The organism is Specibacter sp. AOP5-B1-6, from assembly GCF_052376555.1.
GTDB lineage: Bacteria > Actinomycetota > Actinomycetes > Actinomycetales > Micrococcaceae > Specibacter.
On sequence record NZ_JBQSVT010000002.1, the window covers coordinates 1 to 14,458 of the forward strand.

Genomic DNA, 14,458 nt, shown 5'->3' on the forward strand with positions numbered 1-14,458 from the left:
CAGCCGCAACACCTACCACCACGGCCTCCCCAAACCCGCCAACACAAACACCCGCCACCAATACTGGAACTAACACCAGCACTCGGAGAGAACCAGACGCTACGGCACGAATTGGCGATGGCGATGGCGGTTCAGGCTTCCTCCGACGCAACAGGGATTCCCAGCCACACCTCCAAACGCGGCAAGGCTGCAGCAATGCGGACAATGAAAGCGGAGCAACCCAAAAACAAGAACCAACGCCCGTGAGCCCTTTTCCACCCGCTGTCCTTGCCGGTGGGCACCTCTCCCCATGTAACTGTGCAGAGCTGGCGCGTAGGCTCTGAAAAACGGTATTTCAACCCACTGGGGGCAATAGTGTCAGGATTCATCGGGTCGGACCCGGAAGAGCTTCGCAGCCTTGCCAAGCATATGGACGGCGGGGCCGATCAGCTGGATGGGCTGCGCGAGCAGTTGGGCGGACGCTTTCAAAGTGTCCGTTGGACAGGGGCGGACGCGCAGCGTGCGAAGGGGGAGTTTCGCACGATCCACGCACGGAGAATCGCGGAAGCTGCCGTCATGATGCGGGATACGGCCGAGCTTGTGCGCAAGGAAGCTCGGGAGCAATCGACCATAAGTTCCGGGGGCGGTGCGGGGGCCGGCCCCTCTGGCTTCGAGATTGCGAAGGCGCTCCCGCTGATTATTGACACCAGCGAGATGCCCGGATTCCAGGGTGCGGGTGACGGGCCGGAGAGCAGCCCGATTGAATTCGACGTTGCGAAGGCGCTCCCGCTGATTATTGACACCAGCGAGCTGTACGAATTGCCGGACGAGACAGGCGGGCTCTACAAGCCTCCGATTGCGCGAATTATTCCGGTGGAGATACCGGTCCCGACGGCCGAGGACGCTCCCGGCCGTGAGCACCCTGTCTTTGGACCCGTGGCGGAGGCCCTACCAGGGCACTTCAACACTGAGGACGCCCCGGATTTCCGGGAGCCCCTCCACACCCTGCCGGACCGGGCCATCATTGACGACGTTCCGGAACTTCGGGACCAACCCGCGAATCTGGTGCAGCCCGGCGTCTACGAAGCCTTTTCCGGCCCGGACTCCGAATAGCCGGGATCGGCAACCGGCCCGCCTGAGATGTCCAGGGCCGTCTGCGCCAGGATTTCCCGGCAGGCCAGAATGGCAGGACGACGGCGGCTGGCCCGCCGGGCGGCCGTGAACACCGTCCGCCGGGGGAGCCCGGGCAGCTCGGTCAGCGTCAGTGCCGGTTCTCGCCCGGTCCACATCAAGTCCGGCAGCAGTGCCACGGCGTTGCCGGACTCGATGAGGCGGACCTGGGCCTGCAGGTCGGCAGTCTCAAAGCGGACATCAGGTTCAAAGCCGGCCTGCCTGCACGCCTGCTCCGCCCAGTGCCGGGACGCTGCCCCGCGCGGCTCCATGACCCACGGCAGCCCGGCGGTGTCCTCAATGTGGGTGATGGGTTCGGTGCGCAGCCTGGACACAGTTCCGGAGGTGCCGGGAAAAGGTGCGGCCAACCGGATCGCATCGGTTGTGAGCACCACCTTGTCCAGCTCCGGATGCCGGGGCGCGGCATGACCGGGATATTGTTCGGCCACCACCATGTCGAAATCACGCGCCCACGTCTCATAGAGTGCCGTCTCCGGTTCGCGCTGCGTCATTTCAATGCGCACCTCGGGGTAGCGCCGCGACATCGCCGTGAGCAGTTCCGGCAGCAGGGCCAGGGCGGCCGACTGGAACACGGCCAGCTTCACCGAGCCAGCAACTGTTGTCAGCGAAGCGGCCATGTCGGCTTCGGCGCGCTCAAGCGACTCCACGATGTCCGCCGTGTGGGCCACCAGAATCTCCGCCTGGGCTGTCAGCTGGACCCGCCGCCCCACCTTGCGAAGCAATTTCACACCAGCTTCCTTCTCCAACAGGGCCAGCTGCTGGGACACCGCGGACGGGCTGTATTGCAGGGCCAAGGCCACGTCCGCCAAGGTTCCGCGGATGTGCAATTCACGCAGCAGCCGCAGCCGTTTTACATCCAACACGGGGCACTCCAGATAGTAAAGAAGAACTGACTGATACTCGTCAAAAAACACCACTTTTACTAATTGAATATTAGTCGCATACTGGACTTAAAGGGAACCCCGGAGGAGTCAAGGAAGACACCACGGAAGGCTCCGCCACAGGCTCCGCCACCGCCGCGGCACCAGTAGAAAAGAGCGCACGGACGCCATGACAAGCACAGCCACTGCGGCCACCGCCGCGAACATCCCGGTCCCCGGCAATGACCTCGCCAACGAGACCATCGAACTGGTCAGGCATTGGCTGGAGGAAGCCGCTAAATTCCCTGTTGACGTGTCGGCTCAGCGCCTTGCCGGCGTGCTGAAGGACCCGCAGGGGCTGGAGTTTACCGTCGGCTTTGTGGATGGCGTGATCCGTCCCGAAGATCTCGCTGCTGCGGGGCGGAATTTGGCCGTGTTGGCCCCGAAAGTGCCCGGGTTCCTGCCCTGGTACATGCGCGGCGCTGTCCGCCTGGGAGGTGTGATGGCTCCCGTTCTGCCGCAACTTGTCATCCCGATTGCCCGCAAGGTGCTCCGCGACATGGTGGGCCACTTGATAGTTGACGCCACCGACGCGAAGCTGGGCCCGGCCATCGCCAAGATCCGGGCGGGCGGCACCGAGCTGAACATCAACCTCCTCGGCGAGGCCGTCCTCGGCGAAAACGAAGCCAACCGCCGGCTTCAGGGGACCCTGAAGCTGCTGGCGCGGGACGACGTCGACTATGTCTCCATCAAGGAATCCTCCACGGTGGCTCCGCACTCCGCCTGGGCCTTCGACGACGCCGTCAACCATGTGGTGGACAAGCTCACCCCGCTGTACTCCCTGGCCAATTCCTTCGCGACGCCCAAGTTCATCAACTTGGACATGGAGGAATACAAGGACCTGGGCATGACGATCGCCGTGTTCAAGCGGATCATGGACAAGCCGGAATTCAAGAACCTCGAGGCCGGGATCGTGCTTCAGGCCTACCTGCCCGACACGCTTGCCGCCATGATCGACCTGCAGGAATGGGCCGCAGCAAGAAGGGCCGACGGCGGAGCGCCGGTCAAGGTCCGGATCGTCAAGGGTGCGAACCTCCCCATGGAACAGGTGCAGGCATCCGTTTTCGGCTGGCCGTTGGCGACGTGGGGCACCAAACAGGATTCCGACACCAACTACAAGCGCATCGTGAACTACGCGTTGACCCCCGAACACATCAACAATGTGCACATCGGCGTGGCCGGCCACAACCTCTTCGACGTGGCCCACGCCTGGCTGCTCGCCAAGGAACGCGGCATCAACACCGGCGCCGGGCAGCTGGAATTCGAGATGCTGCTGGGCATGGCCACCGGCCAGGCCGAGGCTGTCCGGCGCGACGTCGGCTCCCTGCTGCTCTACACGCCGGTGGTCCACCCGGGCGAGTTCGACGTGGCCATCGCGTACCTCATCCGCCGGTTGGAGGAAGGCGCCAGCCAGGACAACTTCATGTCCGCCGTGTTTGAACTCACCGACAACGAGGCCTTGTTTGAACGCGAAAAGAACCGCTTCCTGATCTCTCTCGCCGCACTGGACACCTCTGTGCCGCCCTCCAATCGCCTACAGGACCGCAGCGAGCCCGCCATGGCCACTGATGCTGGCGCCGGCGGCTTTGCCAACACCCCGGACACCGACCCGGCGCTGGCAGCCAACCGGGTCTGGGGCAACGAAATCCTGGCCCGCATCCCATCCTCCGTGCTCGGCAACGACCTCGTCGCGGCGACCACCGTCACCGACGTTGGCGAGCTGAACCGCATTGTTGACACCGCCGTCGACGGCGCAAAGGCGTGGGGTGCCATGGGCGGGGCCGCGCGCGCCGCCATCCTGCACCGCGCCGGCGACGTCCTTGCCGCCCGCCGTGCGGAGCTGCTGGAGGTCATGGCCGCCGAGACCGGCAAGACGCTGGACCAGGGCGACCCGGAGGTCAGCGAAGCGATCGACTTCGCCCACTTTTATGCCGAGCGCGCCAAGGACCTGGAAACGGTCGACGGCGCAACGTTTGTCCCAGCGAAGCTCACCGTGGTGACCCCGCCGTGGAATTTCCCGGTGGCCATCCCCGCCGGGTCCACGCTGTCGGCGCTGGCCGCGGGTTCCGCCGTCGTGATCAAGCCGGCCCGCCAGGCCCAGCGCAGCGGCTCCGTCATGGTCCAGGCGCTGTGGGACGCCGGCGTCCCCCGCGAAGTGCTGGCCCTGGTCCAGTTGGGCGAGCACGAACTTGGCCGGGCCCTTGTGGCGCACCCGGCCGTCGACCGGCTCATCCTGACCGGCGGCTATGAGACAGCGGAGCTGTTCCGCAGCTTCCGCACCGACCTGCCGCTGCTCGCCGAGACCTCCGGCAAGAATGCCGTCATCGTCACGCCCAGCGCCGACTTTGACCTGGCCGCCAGGGATGTGGTCCAGTCCGCGTTCGGGCACGCCGGGCAAAAATGCTCCGCCGCCTCGCTGGTGATCATGGTGGGCTCCGTGGCACAGTCGCCCCGATTCCGGAACCAGCTTCTGGACGCGGCAGCCAGCCTCAGCGTTGGCTACCCGGACACCGCCACCAGCCAAATGGGGCCCATCATCGAGCCGGCGGCAGGCAAGCTTTTGGGTGCCCTGACGTCTCTTGACGCCGGCGAAGCCTGGGCCATCGAGCCGCGCCAGCTGGATTCCACCGGGCGGCTCTGGTCCCCGGGCGTGCGCACGGGCGTCGCTGCAGGCTCGCACTTCCACCTGACAGAATTCTTCGGCCCCGTCCTTGGCATCATGACGGCGGAGACGCTGGAAGAAGCCCTCGAAATGGTTAACCGGATCGAGTATGGCCTGACCAGCGGCCTGCATTCACTGGATTCGGCGGAGATTGGACTCTGGCTGGACACCGTCGAGGCCGGAAACCTGTACGTCAACCGTGGCATCACCGGCGCCATTGTGCAGCGCCAGCCGTTTGGCGGCTGGAAGAAATCAGCGGTCGGGGCCGGCACGAAGGCGGGCGGACCCAACTACCTCGCCGGCCTGGGCAGCTGGCTGCCCGCCGAGTCCACTGCCACCGCGCCGTTGGGCGACAACGCCCGCAAGCTGCTCACGGCCGCCGCTTCACTGTCCGACGCCGAGCAAGGTTTCCTTGCGCGCTCGCTGCACAGCGACGCGGCAGCCTGGGTGTCGGAGTTCGGCACGGCCAGGGATGTTTCGGCGCTGTCGGCCGAACGAAATGTGTTCCGCTATCTGCCGCTGAACCCGCTGGTCCGTCTCGCGGACGGCGGTTCCATGGCGAAGCTGCTGCGCGTGCTTGCGGCAGGAATCCTGGCCGGCGCAACACCGGAAGTCTCCTCCGGCGTCGAACTTCCCAGCGCCGTCAAGGCACTGCTGGTGAGTCTGCGCATCCGCGTCACCGTCGAGGATGACAACGCCTGGCTCACCACCGTGCGCCGCTTCGGGGCCGGCCGGATCCGCTTGATTGAGGGGGATGCCGCGGCCGTGTACGAGGCAAGCGGCGGGCGCCCGGACCTGGCCATTTACCACGGCGAGGTCACCGAGGCCGGGCGCATCGAGATGCTGCCGTTCCTGCATGAGCAGGCGGTCAGCATCACGGCGCACCGCTTTGGCACCCCCGACCACCTCTCGGACGGCTTGATCTAACCGCCCTCGCCATAATCTGTGTGGCAGTTGATGGCCAGGACAGCGCCTTCCGAGGCTGTTTTCATCCAGCAACTGCTACACAGTTGTGCATGGGGAGGGGTCAGGACTGGGAGATGCGGACCATGTTCCCCGACGGGTCGCGGAAGGCGCAGTCGCGCGGACCCCACGGCTGGTCGACGGGTTCCTGGAGGACCTCCGCGCCGGCCGTTACGGCCTTCTCGAACGTGGCGTCGAGGTCGGTGGCGCTGAAATTGATCATGGGCAGCACGCCCTTGGCGAGCAGCTGGGCCATGGCGTCGCCGTCCTCCCGGGAGCGGCCGGCGTGCGGTTCGGAGAGCACAATGCCCAGGCCGGGCTGGGTGCTGGTGCCCATGGTGACCCAGCGGAAGTCGCCATTGCTGACGTCGTTGGAGACTTCCAAGCCCAGGGCGTCACGGTAAAAGGCGATGGCTTCGTCGGGATTGTTGACTGTCAAGTGGGTGTATTGCAGTGAAATGGTCATGACAGCCACGCTAGTGCGGGGACGCTGCCGGCGCTTCTTCGATCCTGCTCGACTTGCCGTTGCGGGCCGGCCTGGTCGTGGATCTGACGAAGCACGGCGGCATGGACTCGACGGCGCTGTGGTCCCGGGCCCGGTAGCTGCTGGGCGTCTCGCCCATGATTTCCGTAAAGCGGCTGCTGAAGGAGCCCAGCGAGGTGGCGCCCACGGCCATGCACGCGTCGGTGACGTTCATGCCCGCCCGCAGCATGGCCGAGGCGCGTTCAATGCGGCGCGTCATGAGGTGGTTGTAGGGGGTTTCGCCATAGGCTGCCCGGAATTTGCGGGAGAAGTGGGCCGGGGACATGAATGCCTTCGCCGCGATGGTGGGCACGTCCAGCGGTTGCGCGTAGTCCCTGTCGATCATGTCCCTGGCCTGCCGCAGAAGCGTGAGCGTGGCCAGCTCCTCCGATGCCGCATCGGGCGTGCCGCTCATGACCCGGCCTCGCGGGCCGGCTCGGCAACCACCGCCGCCAACCGCTCCCGCCACGCGTCAACCTCTGCAGGTGACGTCAGCCGGACCACGTGCAACCCCGGAAACTTCCCTTCCAGCGAGGGCACCAGGGCCTTGAGCGAGTGTCGCGTGCGCCAGCCCCAACGGATGATGTGGTCGCGGTCGGTAAAAATGGTCCAGAGCGGGCCCTCGAAGTTGTCGTTCCAAAGCTCCTCTGCCAGCAGCCGGCGCCGCACCGTGCGCCGGATCAGTCGTGCCATGGAAACGCACACCGGAAAATCGAGCCACACCAGCGTGTCCGCCCGCCCGGCCAGCAGCCGGCGCACCTGCCGGTACTGCCACTCGGTGACCCAGCCCGGCGCCCTGGTCAGCTGGTCGACGTCGTCCTCAAAGTCTGTGCGCGGCATCCAGTTGGGCCCGTGGTACAGGCTGTCGAGCTCCGTGCAGGGGAGAGCCAAAATCCGGGCAAGCTGGCCGGCCAGCGTGGTTTTGCCCGAGCCGGAAACCCCTGCGACCAAGACGCGGTGCGGCCGTGCGGGCAGGGGATCGGCAGCCGTAAGCATGCCCCAAGTTTATTGCCGTCGGAGCAGTAAACGGTAACGCGTCTTGGCGAGCCTCCGGGCGGAAGATACGTTTAGGTGTATGAAGTATGCGAATTCCGTCCTGGACCTCATTGGCAACACGCCGCTGGTGAAACTGCACAAGGTCGCCGAGGGCATCCAAGCGACCATCCTGGTTAAGCTGGAATACATGAATCCCGGTGGTTCGGCCAAGGACCGCATTGCCGTGAAAATGCTTGATGAGGCCGCCAGGGAAGGAAAAATCAAGCCCGGCGGCACGGTCATTGAGCCCACGAGCGGCAACACCGGCGTGGCCATGGCCATGGTGGCCCAGGCCCGCGGCTACAACTGTGTGTTTGTGGTCCCCGACAAGGTCGGTGAGGACAAGCGCGCCGTCCTGCAGGCCTACGGTGCCGAGGTGGTGGTGACGCCGTCGGCGGTCGCGGCCGACAGCCCGCAGTCCTACTACGGCGTCTCCGACCGGCTGGTGCAGGAGATTCCCGGCGCGTACAAGCCCGATCAGTTCTCCAACCAAAACGGGCCGCTGAGCCACTACGAGACCACCGGCCCGGAAATCTGGCGCGACACCGAGGGCAAGGTCACCCACTTTGTGGCCGGCGTGGGCACCGGCGGCACCATCTCCGGCACCGGCCGCTTCCTGCGCGAGGTCTCATCGGACCGTCCCGAGGCCGACGGCGGCGAGGTCCAGATCATCGGCGCCGACCCGGAAGGCTCGGTCTACTCCGGCGGCACCGGGCGGCCCTACTTGGTGGAAGGGGTGGGCGAGGACATCTGGCCGCCCTCCTACGACCCCAAGGTCCCGCACAAGGTCATCGCCGTCACCGACAACGACAGCTTCGCCATGACCCGGCGACTGGCGCGCGAGGAGGGCCTGCTTGTGGGCGGTTCCTCCGGCATGGCAGTGGTGGCCGCGCTGGAAGCTGCCAGGGATCTGGGACCGGAAGCCGTCGTCGTCGTGCTTCTGCCTGACAGCGGACGCGGCTACCTGGCCAAAATCTTTGACGACAAGTGGATGCAGTCGTACGGCTTCCTGAAGGTCACGGATGAGCCGGCCATTGGCGATCTCCTCAAGGCCAAGACCGGGCAGCTGCCGGAGCTGGTGCACATCCACCCCAACGAGACGGTGCGCGATGTCATCAACTTGATGGCTGAATACGGGGTCTCCCAGATTCCCGTGCTCTCCGCTGAGCCGCCCGTGGTGATGGGCGAAGTCATTGGCGCCGTCGATGAGCGCACGCTCACAGGCAAGCTGTTCCGGCACGAGGCCAGGCTCACCGACAAGATCACCGAACACATGCAGCCGCAGCTGCCCATCATCGGTTCGCTGGAACCGATCTCCGCCGCGCGCACCAAGCTGCAGGACGTCGACGCGCTCATGGTGACGTTTGTGGGCGCCCCGGTGGGTGTGCTGACCCGCCACGACCTCCTCAACTACCTCAACGACTGATACCTCAACGACCGATTTTTTAGGAGCATCATGAGCGACCACTCCACCCAAGGCTTCAACACCCGCGCCGTCCATGCCGGCCAGACCCCCGACCCCACCACCGGCTCGGTCATCCCGCCGCTGTACCAAACCACGACCTTTGCCCAGGACGGGATCGGCAAACTCCGCAACGGCTACGAATACGGCCGCGGCACCAACCCCACCCGCGACGCGCTCCAGGAACAGCTGGCGGCGCTCGAGGGCGGCGACTTCGCGTTCAGCTTCGCCTCCGGCCTGGCCGCCGAGGACGCGCTGATCCGCGCACTGCTGGTCCCGGGCGACCACATCATCATGGGCAACGACGTCTACGGCGGCACCTACCGGCTCATCAACCGGGTCCTGTCCGTGTGGGGCATCAGCAATGCTGCCGTTGACATGTCCGACGTCGATGCGCTGGCTGCCGCTGTTGCCGCGGGCGGGCCCGAGGGTGACACGAAGATGGTGTGGGTGGAGACCCCGTCGAACCCGATGATGAAGATCACCGACATTGCCGCGCTCGCCGACGTGGCGCACGCCGCCGGCGCGCTCCTGGTGGTGGACAACACCTTCGCCTCCCCGTACCTGCAAAACCCGCTGGCACTGGGCGCCGACATTGTGGTGCACTCCACGACGAAGTACATTGGCGGGCACTCCGACGCCTCCGGCGGAGCGATCATCCTCTCCGATGCAGAGGCTGCCGAGAAGATCGGCTTCGTGCAGTTTGCCGTGGGCGCCGTGTCGGCACCGATGGAAGCCTGGCTGACGACGCGCGGGCTGAAAACCCTGGGCGTGCGCATGGACCGGCACTGCTCCAACGCGCAGACCATTGCCGAATGGCTGCTGACCCGCCCCGAGGTTGAGCGTGTGCTGTACCCGGGGCTGGCCGACCACCCGGGCCACGAATTGGCCGCCCGCCAGATGCGCGGCTTTGGCGGCATGATCTCGGTCCAGTTCAAGGGCGGCGAGGCTGCCGCCCGCCAAGTGGCGGAGTCCACGGAGGTGTTCACGCTGGCGGAGTCGCTGGGCGGGATTGAATCGCTCATGAACTACCCCTCGGAAATGACCCACGCCTCGGTGAAGGGCACGGAGCTGGAGGTGCCGGTGAACTTGATCCGCCTGTCGGTGGGCATCGAGGACATCGCAGACTTGATCGCCGATCTGGAGAAGGCGTTCAGCACGCTCAACTAGCCTTCCCCGCCCCACCCAAACGCTCTCGCAGCAATGGTGCCTTTTTCCCGAACGCTTTCTCACACAGTGGCGAAGCGTTCGGGAGAATCCAGCCATTGCTGCGAGAGCGTTCTTGTTGTGGGTGTCAGGTTGTGTGGGTCAGGGCGGCCCGCCGAGGTGCCCGGCCCACAGCATCGGCAGGGATTCATGGGGGCGCAGCTTCGTGGGCTGGGTCTGGATCCCGCCGGCGGTGCGGGCCTGACGCCGCAGCGTCGTGAGGCGCACCAGTCGCTGCCGGCGGGTGCTCCCGGTCGCCGGGGCAGCGTCGGCTTCAGGATTGGATGGCGGGCGGCGCGTGTGCGCAGGCTTGCCGGCGGGGATTGACGATGCAGTCACGAGGTTCTCCAATGGACGCGGTGGGGTGGCAAGACACCAGCCAACTAGCTCAAGCTAACTTGAGGTCAAGTTCGAGTCGTGGCAGCATTCAATCCATGGCCCACATCGCACCCAATGAACTGCTCCCCATCGGTGAACTGGCCCGGCGCGCCGGCATCACCGTGCCCACAGTGCGCTATTACGAGGAGCGGGGGCTGATCCAGTCTGAGCGAACACCTGGCAACAAGCGGCAGTTCCCCCGGCACACCCTGCGCCGGCTGGCAGTCGTGGCAGCCGGACAGCGCGTGGGGTTGACCCTGCAGGAAATCACCGACGCGCTTGGCGAACTTCCCGCCGACAGGGCTCCGACGCAGCGGGAATGGACCCGCATGAGCACGAACTGGGCAGCCATGGTGGCACAGCGGATCCGTCAGCTGGAAGTGTTGCAGCAGTCGCTTGACGGCTGCATTGGCTGCGGGTGCCTGTCCCTGGGGAAGTGCACCTTGTTCAATCCGGATGACGCTGCGGCAGCGGAGGGGCCCGGCTCACGGTGGGTGAGAAGGGCCGAAATTGCGGGCAGACGGACGGGTCAGGGACCTCGTGCAGGGCAGGAAGCAGCGCGCCCGGATGAGGCAAAGCAATGAGGAAAACACAAAGTACACCATGAAGCTGTTAAAAGATATGGCAGTAAGGTCACAGTTTGCTGATTTGCATATCGATTTGATATCGTTTTAGACTAAATCATGCCCTGCGGGGCGGTCGGCGTCTCTTCGCCGCCCAAGAATGCCCAGGCCTTCCAACACCGAACACCGTCACGCGGAAGGCCATGGAAGCAACCTCCATATCTACAGGTTGGACGGTGGCGCGCAGATGTCCGGGGACGGATGGAGCGAAGGTGGCCTTTGGGAGAACGCATTGATGAAAAAAACTAAACTTACTCGCAATGTCGGCCGATTCCTGGCTGTGGGCGCCCTCGTCGGCGGGGGACTGGCTGTAGCCGGAACCGGAGCCAACGCGGCGGACGGCGGCACCTGGGACGCACTTGCGGAATGTGAAAGCAGCGGAAACTGGGCTACGAACACGGGCAACGGATTCTCCGGCGGCCTCCAGTTCACCCCGAGCACCTGGGCTGCCTATGGCGGCACTGGAGCTCCGGAAAGTGCCACGCGTGAGCAGCAGATCGCAGTTGCCGAGAACGTCCAGGCCGGCCAGGGCTGGGGTGCATGGCCTTCCTGTGCCGCACAGCTTGGCTTGAGCGGCGGAGGCGGCGAGGCCTACTCGCCCGCCGCAGTTCCGGCAGCACCTGCCCCCGTGGCTGCACAGTCCAGCGAGGTTGTGCCCGAGCAGCAGGTTCCCGTGGAAGCCTACGCACAGCAGGCACCCGTGGCACAGGCACCTGTCGAGCAGGCACCTGTGGCGCAGGCTCCCGTCGAGCAGGCCCCGGCGCCGGTGCAGATTGCGCTGAGTGGCGAGACGTACACCATCGAGTCCGGCGACACGCTGGCCACGATTGCTGACAAGCTGGGCATCGAAGGCGGATGGGAGACGCTCTACCAGGCCAACGCCGACACCGTCATCCACCCCGACCTGATCTTCACCGGTGCGGTGCTGCAGCTCCCGGCCTAGTCGCCGCGCTCTCCCTCACCAGCAAATCTGACCCGCAGTAGTGGTCGCTGAAACAATCGATTTAGATTGTTTCAGCAACCATTACTGCGGGTCAGATCTGTTTGCGGGGTGGGCTACACGCGGGAGGCTGCGGCACCAACCCGGGTGTCGCCGTCGTAGGTGTAAACAGGTTTTCCGCCAATGAAAACCTGCATGGCGCGCTCCATGACATCCAGCGGGTCACCGCTCCAGAGCACCAGATCGGCGTCCTTGCCAACCTTCAGCGAGCCGATCCGGTCCGCCAGGCCCAGCACCTTGGCCGGATTGATCGTGATGGCCTGCAGCGCAACATCGCGGTCCAGCCCTTCCCGCACGGCAAAGCTGGCCTGGTGGACGAGGAAGTTGATCGGCACCACCGGGTGGTCGGTGATGATGGAAATTTCGACGCCGGCCGCCGCCAGCTTCCCCGGGTTGGCGAGGGACCTGGCGCGCAGTTCAGGCTTGGATTTGGTGGTGAACAGCGGGCCGATCAACACGGGGGTGCCGCGCGCTGCCAGCACGTCGCCCAAAACATGGGCTTCGGTGCCGTGGTCGATGACGAGCTCGTAGCCAAACTCGTCGGCCAGCCGGATCGCGGTGGCGACGTCGTCGGCGCGGTGGCAGTGCTGGCGCCACGGGATCTCGCGGCGCAGGACCATGGCCAGCGCCTCCATGTGGGCGTCCCGGGGCCGCGGCTCGGGCAGTGCCAGCCAGTTCTGCGCGGCCATGAAGGCCTGCCGGATGACCAACGCCGTGCCCAGTCGGGTGGAGGGTGTTTGCTTCTTTTCGCCGTAAACAGTCTTGGGATTCTCCCCGAGGGCCGATTTGAGCCCGCTGGGGGAGCGCAGCACCATTTCCTCGATGTACCGGCCATGGGTGTGCAGCGCCACTGCCAGGCCGCCGATCGGGTTGCCCGAACCGGGGTTGACGTTGACGGCGGTGATGCCGCCGGCCAGGGCGTCGTCGAATCCAGGGTCAAAGGGGTCGACGGCGTCAATGGCGCGCACCGCTGCCATGACGGGGTCGGTCATTTCATTGACGTCGTTGGTGGAGCCCAATTCGCCTTCGGGGTCCATGCCCAGATGGACGTGCGCGTCGATGAGGCCGGGCAGCAGCCACTGGCCCTTCGCGTCGAGGACGTCGGCACCGTCAGGGACCTGGAGCGAGGCGCCCAGCCCAAGGATCTTGCCGCCTTCGATGAGCACGGTGCCGTCAAACGGTTCGCCCTCAACCGGCACCACATGGGCGTTGGTGATGGCCAAAACACGCCTCTTCGCGGCCGCTGCGGCCTCTCGGATGGCCGCGCTGATGCTCGCCGTGTCGGGTCGTTTGGCAGGAGCCGCGGCCGGTTTCCTCCCGGCACTGCCCGTTGGCTTCACAGGCACCGAGCCCGGCTTTCCCGCGGGAGCAGCCGCCCTGCGTGTTACCCGGCCTGGCACAAATCCGGGGTTGGGTGTGGGCTGTGAGCTGCTCATGACTGCCTTTCGCTTGCCGTCTGTGGACCCCTCCAAGCTACAGCTTTGTTGACGCAAAGTGTGCCATCACGGGCATAGGCTGGGGCGATGCACAAGAAAACAGCGTTGATTACAGGTGTGGGCCGGACAGTCGGGATCGGGGCCGGCATTGCCCGGGCGCTGGCGGCCGACGGGTGGGACCTGGTCCTGAACTATTGGCAGGCCTACGACGAGCGCATGCCCTGGGGCGTCCAGCCCGACGACGTCGCCACGCTGACCGCGGAGCTTGAGGCAGCGGGTGCCCGGGTATGGGCGCTGCCGGCCGACCTGGGCGACCCGGCCGCCGTCGACCGCCTCATGGCGGGGATTGCGCAGCAGGCCGGGCCGCTGACGGGCATGGTGCTCTCGCACAGCGAGTCCGTCGATTCGGGGATCCTCGACACCCCGGTGGACAGCTTTGAGCGGCACTTTGCCGTCAACACCCGCGCCAGTTGGCAGCTGATTGCCGCGTTTGCCCGGCAGGCGACGGACGACGGCGGCGCCATCGTCGCGCTGACAAGTGACCACACGGTGTTCAACCTTCCGTACGGGGCCTCCAAGGGCGCCCTGGACCGGATAGTCATGGCCGCCGCGCGGGAGCTGGGCGGGCAGGGCATCAGCGCCAATGTGCTCAACCCGGGCCCCGTGGACACCGGGTGGATGGATGCCGACACCCGGGAGACGCTGACGGCGCTGCAACCGGGCGGCCGGCTCGGCACCCCGGCCGACGTGGCGCCGACGGTGGCGTTTCTGCTGTCGCCGGGCGGCCGCTGGGTGAGCGGGCAGTTGATCAAGGCCGACGGCGGCTTCTCCTCCTAACGCTTCATCCGGTTCACGGTTCCCGGAGTCAGGAAGCCGTCAAGAACGCCTGCCGGGGCGTAAGGAATACGTAAAAACAAGCATCAGGCCCGCTCCACGGGTGTGCGATTGAGTCAAGACATCAACGCACATTGTGAAAGCAGGTTTGTCGTGGCATTAATGACGTGGCTCGTTTTGGGGCTGGTGGGACTGGCCTTGCTGGTCTATCTGGTGACGGCCCTCATCCGCCCCGAGAAGTGGTGA

Annotated in this window: 15 protein-coding genes; 9 read left to right on the forward strand and 6 right to left on the reverse strand. The window is 65.7% G+C overall.

The window, feature by feature from the left end; translation table 11 throughout:
• Together ACT3TS_RS01055 and ACT3TS_RS01060 are read left to right on the forward strand one after the other, a co-directional pair.
• A partial coding sequence (locus ACT3TS_RS01055; protein ID WP_444529644.1) for a hypothetical protein occupies positions 1-246 on the forward strand: 246 nt, incomplete at its 5' end.
• A 108-nt stretch (positions 247-354) separates the two neighbouring features.
• The gene (locus ACT3TS_RS01060; RefSeq protein WP_444529645.1) at positions 355-1,092 is read left to right on the forward strand and encodes a WXG100 family type VII secretion target; all 738 of its coding nucleotides are present in this window, start codon (positions 355-357) and stop codon (positions 1,090-1,092) included.
• Here the strand turns inward: ACT3TS_RS01060 and ACT3TS_RS01065 are convergent.
• Complete coding sequence (locus ACT3TS_RS01065) at positions 1,059-2,033, reverse strand: LysR family transcriptional regulator (RefSeq protein ID WP_444529646.1); 975 nt, start codon at positions 2,031-2,033, stop codon at positions 1,059-1,061. The two genes, ACT3TS_RS01060 and ACT3TS_RS01065, sit on opposite strands and share 34 nt — an antisense overlap.
• 187 nt (positions 2,034-2,220) lie before the next feature.
• Between ACT3TS_RS01065 and ACT3TS_RS01070 the strand changes: the two genes are divergently transcribed.
• A complete protein-coding gene (locus tag ACT3TS_RS01070) occupies positions 2,221-5,679 on the forward strand; it encodes a bifunctional proline dehydrogenase/L-glutamate gamma-semialdehyde dehydrogenase (protein WP_444529647.1) in 3,459 nt (1,152 codons plus the stop codon).
• A 100-nt stretch (positions 5,680-5,779) separates the two neighbouring features.
• On the opposite strand, the gene ACT3TS_RS01075 is transcribed toward ACT3TS_RS01070, so the two are convergent.
• From ACT3TS_RS01075 to ACT3TS_RS01085, 3 genes are read right to left on the reverse strand one after another with little or no spacing between them, the layout of a single operon-like run.
• Entirely contained in the window at positions 5,780-6,181 is a 402-nt protein-coding gene (locus ACT3TS_RS01075; RefSeq protein ID WP_444529648.1) for a VOC family protein, read from the reverse strand.
• Between the two features lie 10 nt (positions 6,182-6,191).
• Entirely contained in the window at positions 6,192-6,653 is a 462-nt protein-coding gene (locus ACT3TS_RS01080; RefSeq protein WP_444529649.1) for a helix-turn-helix transcriptional regulator, read from the reverse strand.
• Positions 6,650-7,234 carry an AAA family ATPase gene (locus tag ACT3TS_RS01085; RefSeq protein ID WP_444529650.1) on the reverse strand — a complete coding sequence of 195 codons (585 nt, stop codon included), beginning with the start codon at positions 7,232-7,234 and terminating at the stop codon, positions 6,650-6,652. The genes ACT3TS_RS01080 and ACT3TS_RS01085 overlap by 4 nt, the downstream gene beginning before the upstream one ends.
• A gap of 79 nt (positions 7,235-7,313) precedes the next feature.
• Between ACT3TS_RS01085 and ACT3TS_RS01090 the strand changes: the two genes are divergently transcribed.
• Together ACT3TS_RS01090 and ACT3TS_RS01095 are read left to right on the forward strand one after the other, a co-directional pair.
• Positions 7,314-8,699, forward strand: a complete 1,386-nt coding sequence (locus ACT3TS_RS01090; protein ID WP_444529651.1) for a cystathionine beta-synthase — start codon at positions 7,314-7,316, stop codon at positions 8,697-8,699.
• A gap of 30 nt (positions 8,700-8,729) precedes the next feature.
• Complete coding sequence (locus ACT3TS_RS01095) at positions 8,730-9,905, forward strand: cystathionine gamma-synthase (RefSeq protein ID WP_444529652.1); 1,176 nt, start codon at positions 8,730-8,732, stop codon at positions 9,903-9,905.
• A 138-nt stretch (positions 9,906-10,043) separates the two neighbouring features.
• Here ACT3TS_RS01095 and ACT3TS_RS01100 read toward each other — a convergent pair whose 3' ends face one another.
• Complete coding sequence (locus tag ACT3TS_RS01100; RefSeq protein WP_444529653.1) at positions 10,044-10,280, reverse strand: hypothetical protein; 237 nt, start codon at positions 10,278-10,280, stop codon at positions 10,044-10,046.
• Between the two features lie 95 nt (positions 10,281-10,375).
• On the opposite strand from ACT3TS_RS01100, the gene soxR reads away from it, so the two are divergent.
• Together soxR and ACT3TS_RS01110 are read left to right on the forward strand one after the other, a co-directional pair.
• Entirely contained in the window at positions 10,376-10,903 is a 528-nt protein-coding gene (gene soxR, locus ACT3TS_RS01105; RefSeq protein ID WP_444529654.1) for a redox-sensitive transcriptional activator SoxR, read from the forward strand.
• Positions 10,904-11,177: 274 nt separating this feature from the next.
• On the forward strand, positions 11,178-11,885 hold the full coding sequence (locus ACT3TS_RS01110; RefSeq protein WP_444529655.1) for a transglycosylase family protein: 708 nt from the start codon (positions 11,178-11,180) through the stop codon (positions 11,883-11,885).
• Positions 11,886-11,998: 113 nt separating this feature from the next.
• Here the strand turns inward: ACT3TS_RS01110 and ACT3TS_RS01115 are convergent, their stop codons facing one another.
• A complete protein-coding gene (locus ACT3TS_RS01115; RefSeq protein WP_444529656.1) occupies positions 11,999-13,378 on the reverse strand; it encodes an amidohydrolase in 1,380 nt (459 codons plus the stop codon).
• Positions 13,379-13,465: 87 nt separating this feature from the next.
• Here ACT3TS_RS01115 and ACT3TS_RS01120 point away from each other — a divergent pair, with 87 nt between their 5' ends.
• Together ACT3TS_RS01120 and kdpF are read left to right on the forward strand one after the other, a co-directional pair.
• Entirely contained in the window at positions 13,466-14,215 is a 750-nt protein-coding gene (locus ACT3TS_RS01120) for an SDR family oxidoreductase (RefSeq protein WP_444529657.1), read from the forward strand.
• Positions 14,216-14,374: 159 nt separating this feature from the next.
• On the forward strand, positions 14,375-14,458 hold the full coding sequence (kdpF, locus tag ACT3TS_RS01125; protein WP_444529816.1) for a K(+)-transporting ATPase subunit F: 84 nt from the start codon (positions 14,375-14,377) through the stop codon (positions 14,456-14,458).

Coding starts and splice junctions, on each gene's coding strand:
- ACT3TS_RS01070 (WP_444529647.1), top strand. CDS start 2,221: ATGACAAGCACAGCCACTGCGGCCACCGCCGCGAACATCCCGGTCCCC.
- ACT3TS_RS01090 (WP_444529651.1), top strand. CDS start 7,314: ATGAAGTATGCGAATTCCGTCCTGGACCTCATTGGCAACACGCCGCTG.
- soxR (WP_444529654.1), top strand. CDS start 10,376: ATGGCCCACATCGCACCCAATGAACTGCTCCCCATCGGTGAACTGGCC.
- ACT3TS_RS01085 (WP_444529650.1), bottom strand. CDS start 7,234: ATGCTTACGGCTGCCGATCCCCTGCCCGCACGGCCGCACCGCGTCTTG.
- kdpF (WP_444529816.1), top strand. CDS start 14,375: ATGACGTGGCTCGTTTTGGGGCTGGTGGGACTGGCCTTGCTGGTCTAT.
- ACT3TS_RS01120 (WP_444529657.1), top strand. CDS start 13,466: ATGCACAAGAAAACAGCGTTGATTACAGGTGTGGGCCGGACAGTCGGG.
- ACT3TS_RS01080 (WP_444529649.1), bottom strand. CDS start 6,653: ATGAGCGGCACGCCCGATGCGGCATCGGAGGAGCTGGCCACGCTCACG.
- ACT3TS_RS01095 (WP_444529652.1), top strand. CDS start 8,730: ATGAGCGACCACTCCACCCAAGGCTTCAACACCCGCGCCGTCCATGCC.
- ACT3TS_RS01115 (WP_444529656.1), bottom strand. CDS start 13,378: ATGAGCAGCTCACAGCCCACACCCAACCCCGGATTTGTGCCAGGCCGG.
- ACT3TS_RS01075 (WP_444529648.1), bottom strand. CDS start 6,181: ATGACCATTTCACTGCAATACACCCACTTGACAGTCAACAATCCCGAC.
- ACT3TS_RS01110 (WP_444529655.1), top strand. CDS start 11,178: ATGAAAAAAACTAAACTTACTCGCAATGTCGGCCGATTCCTGGCTGTG.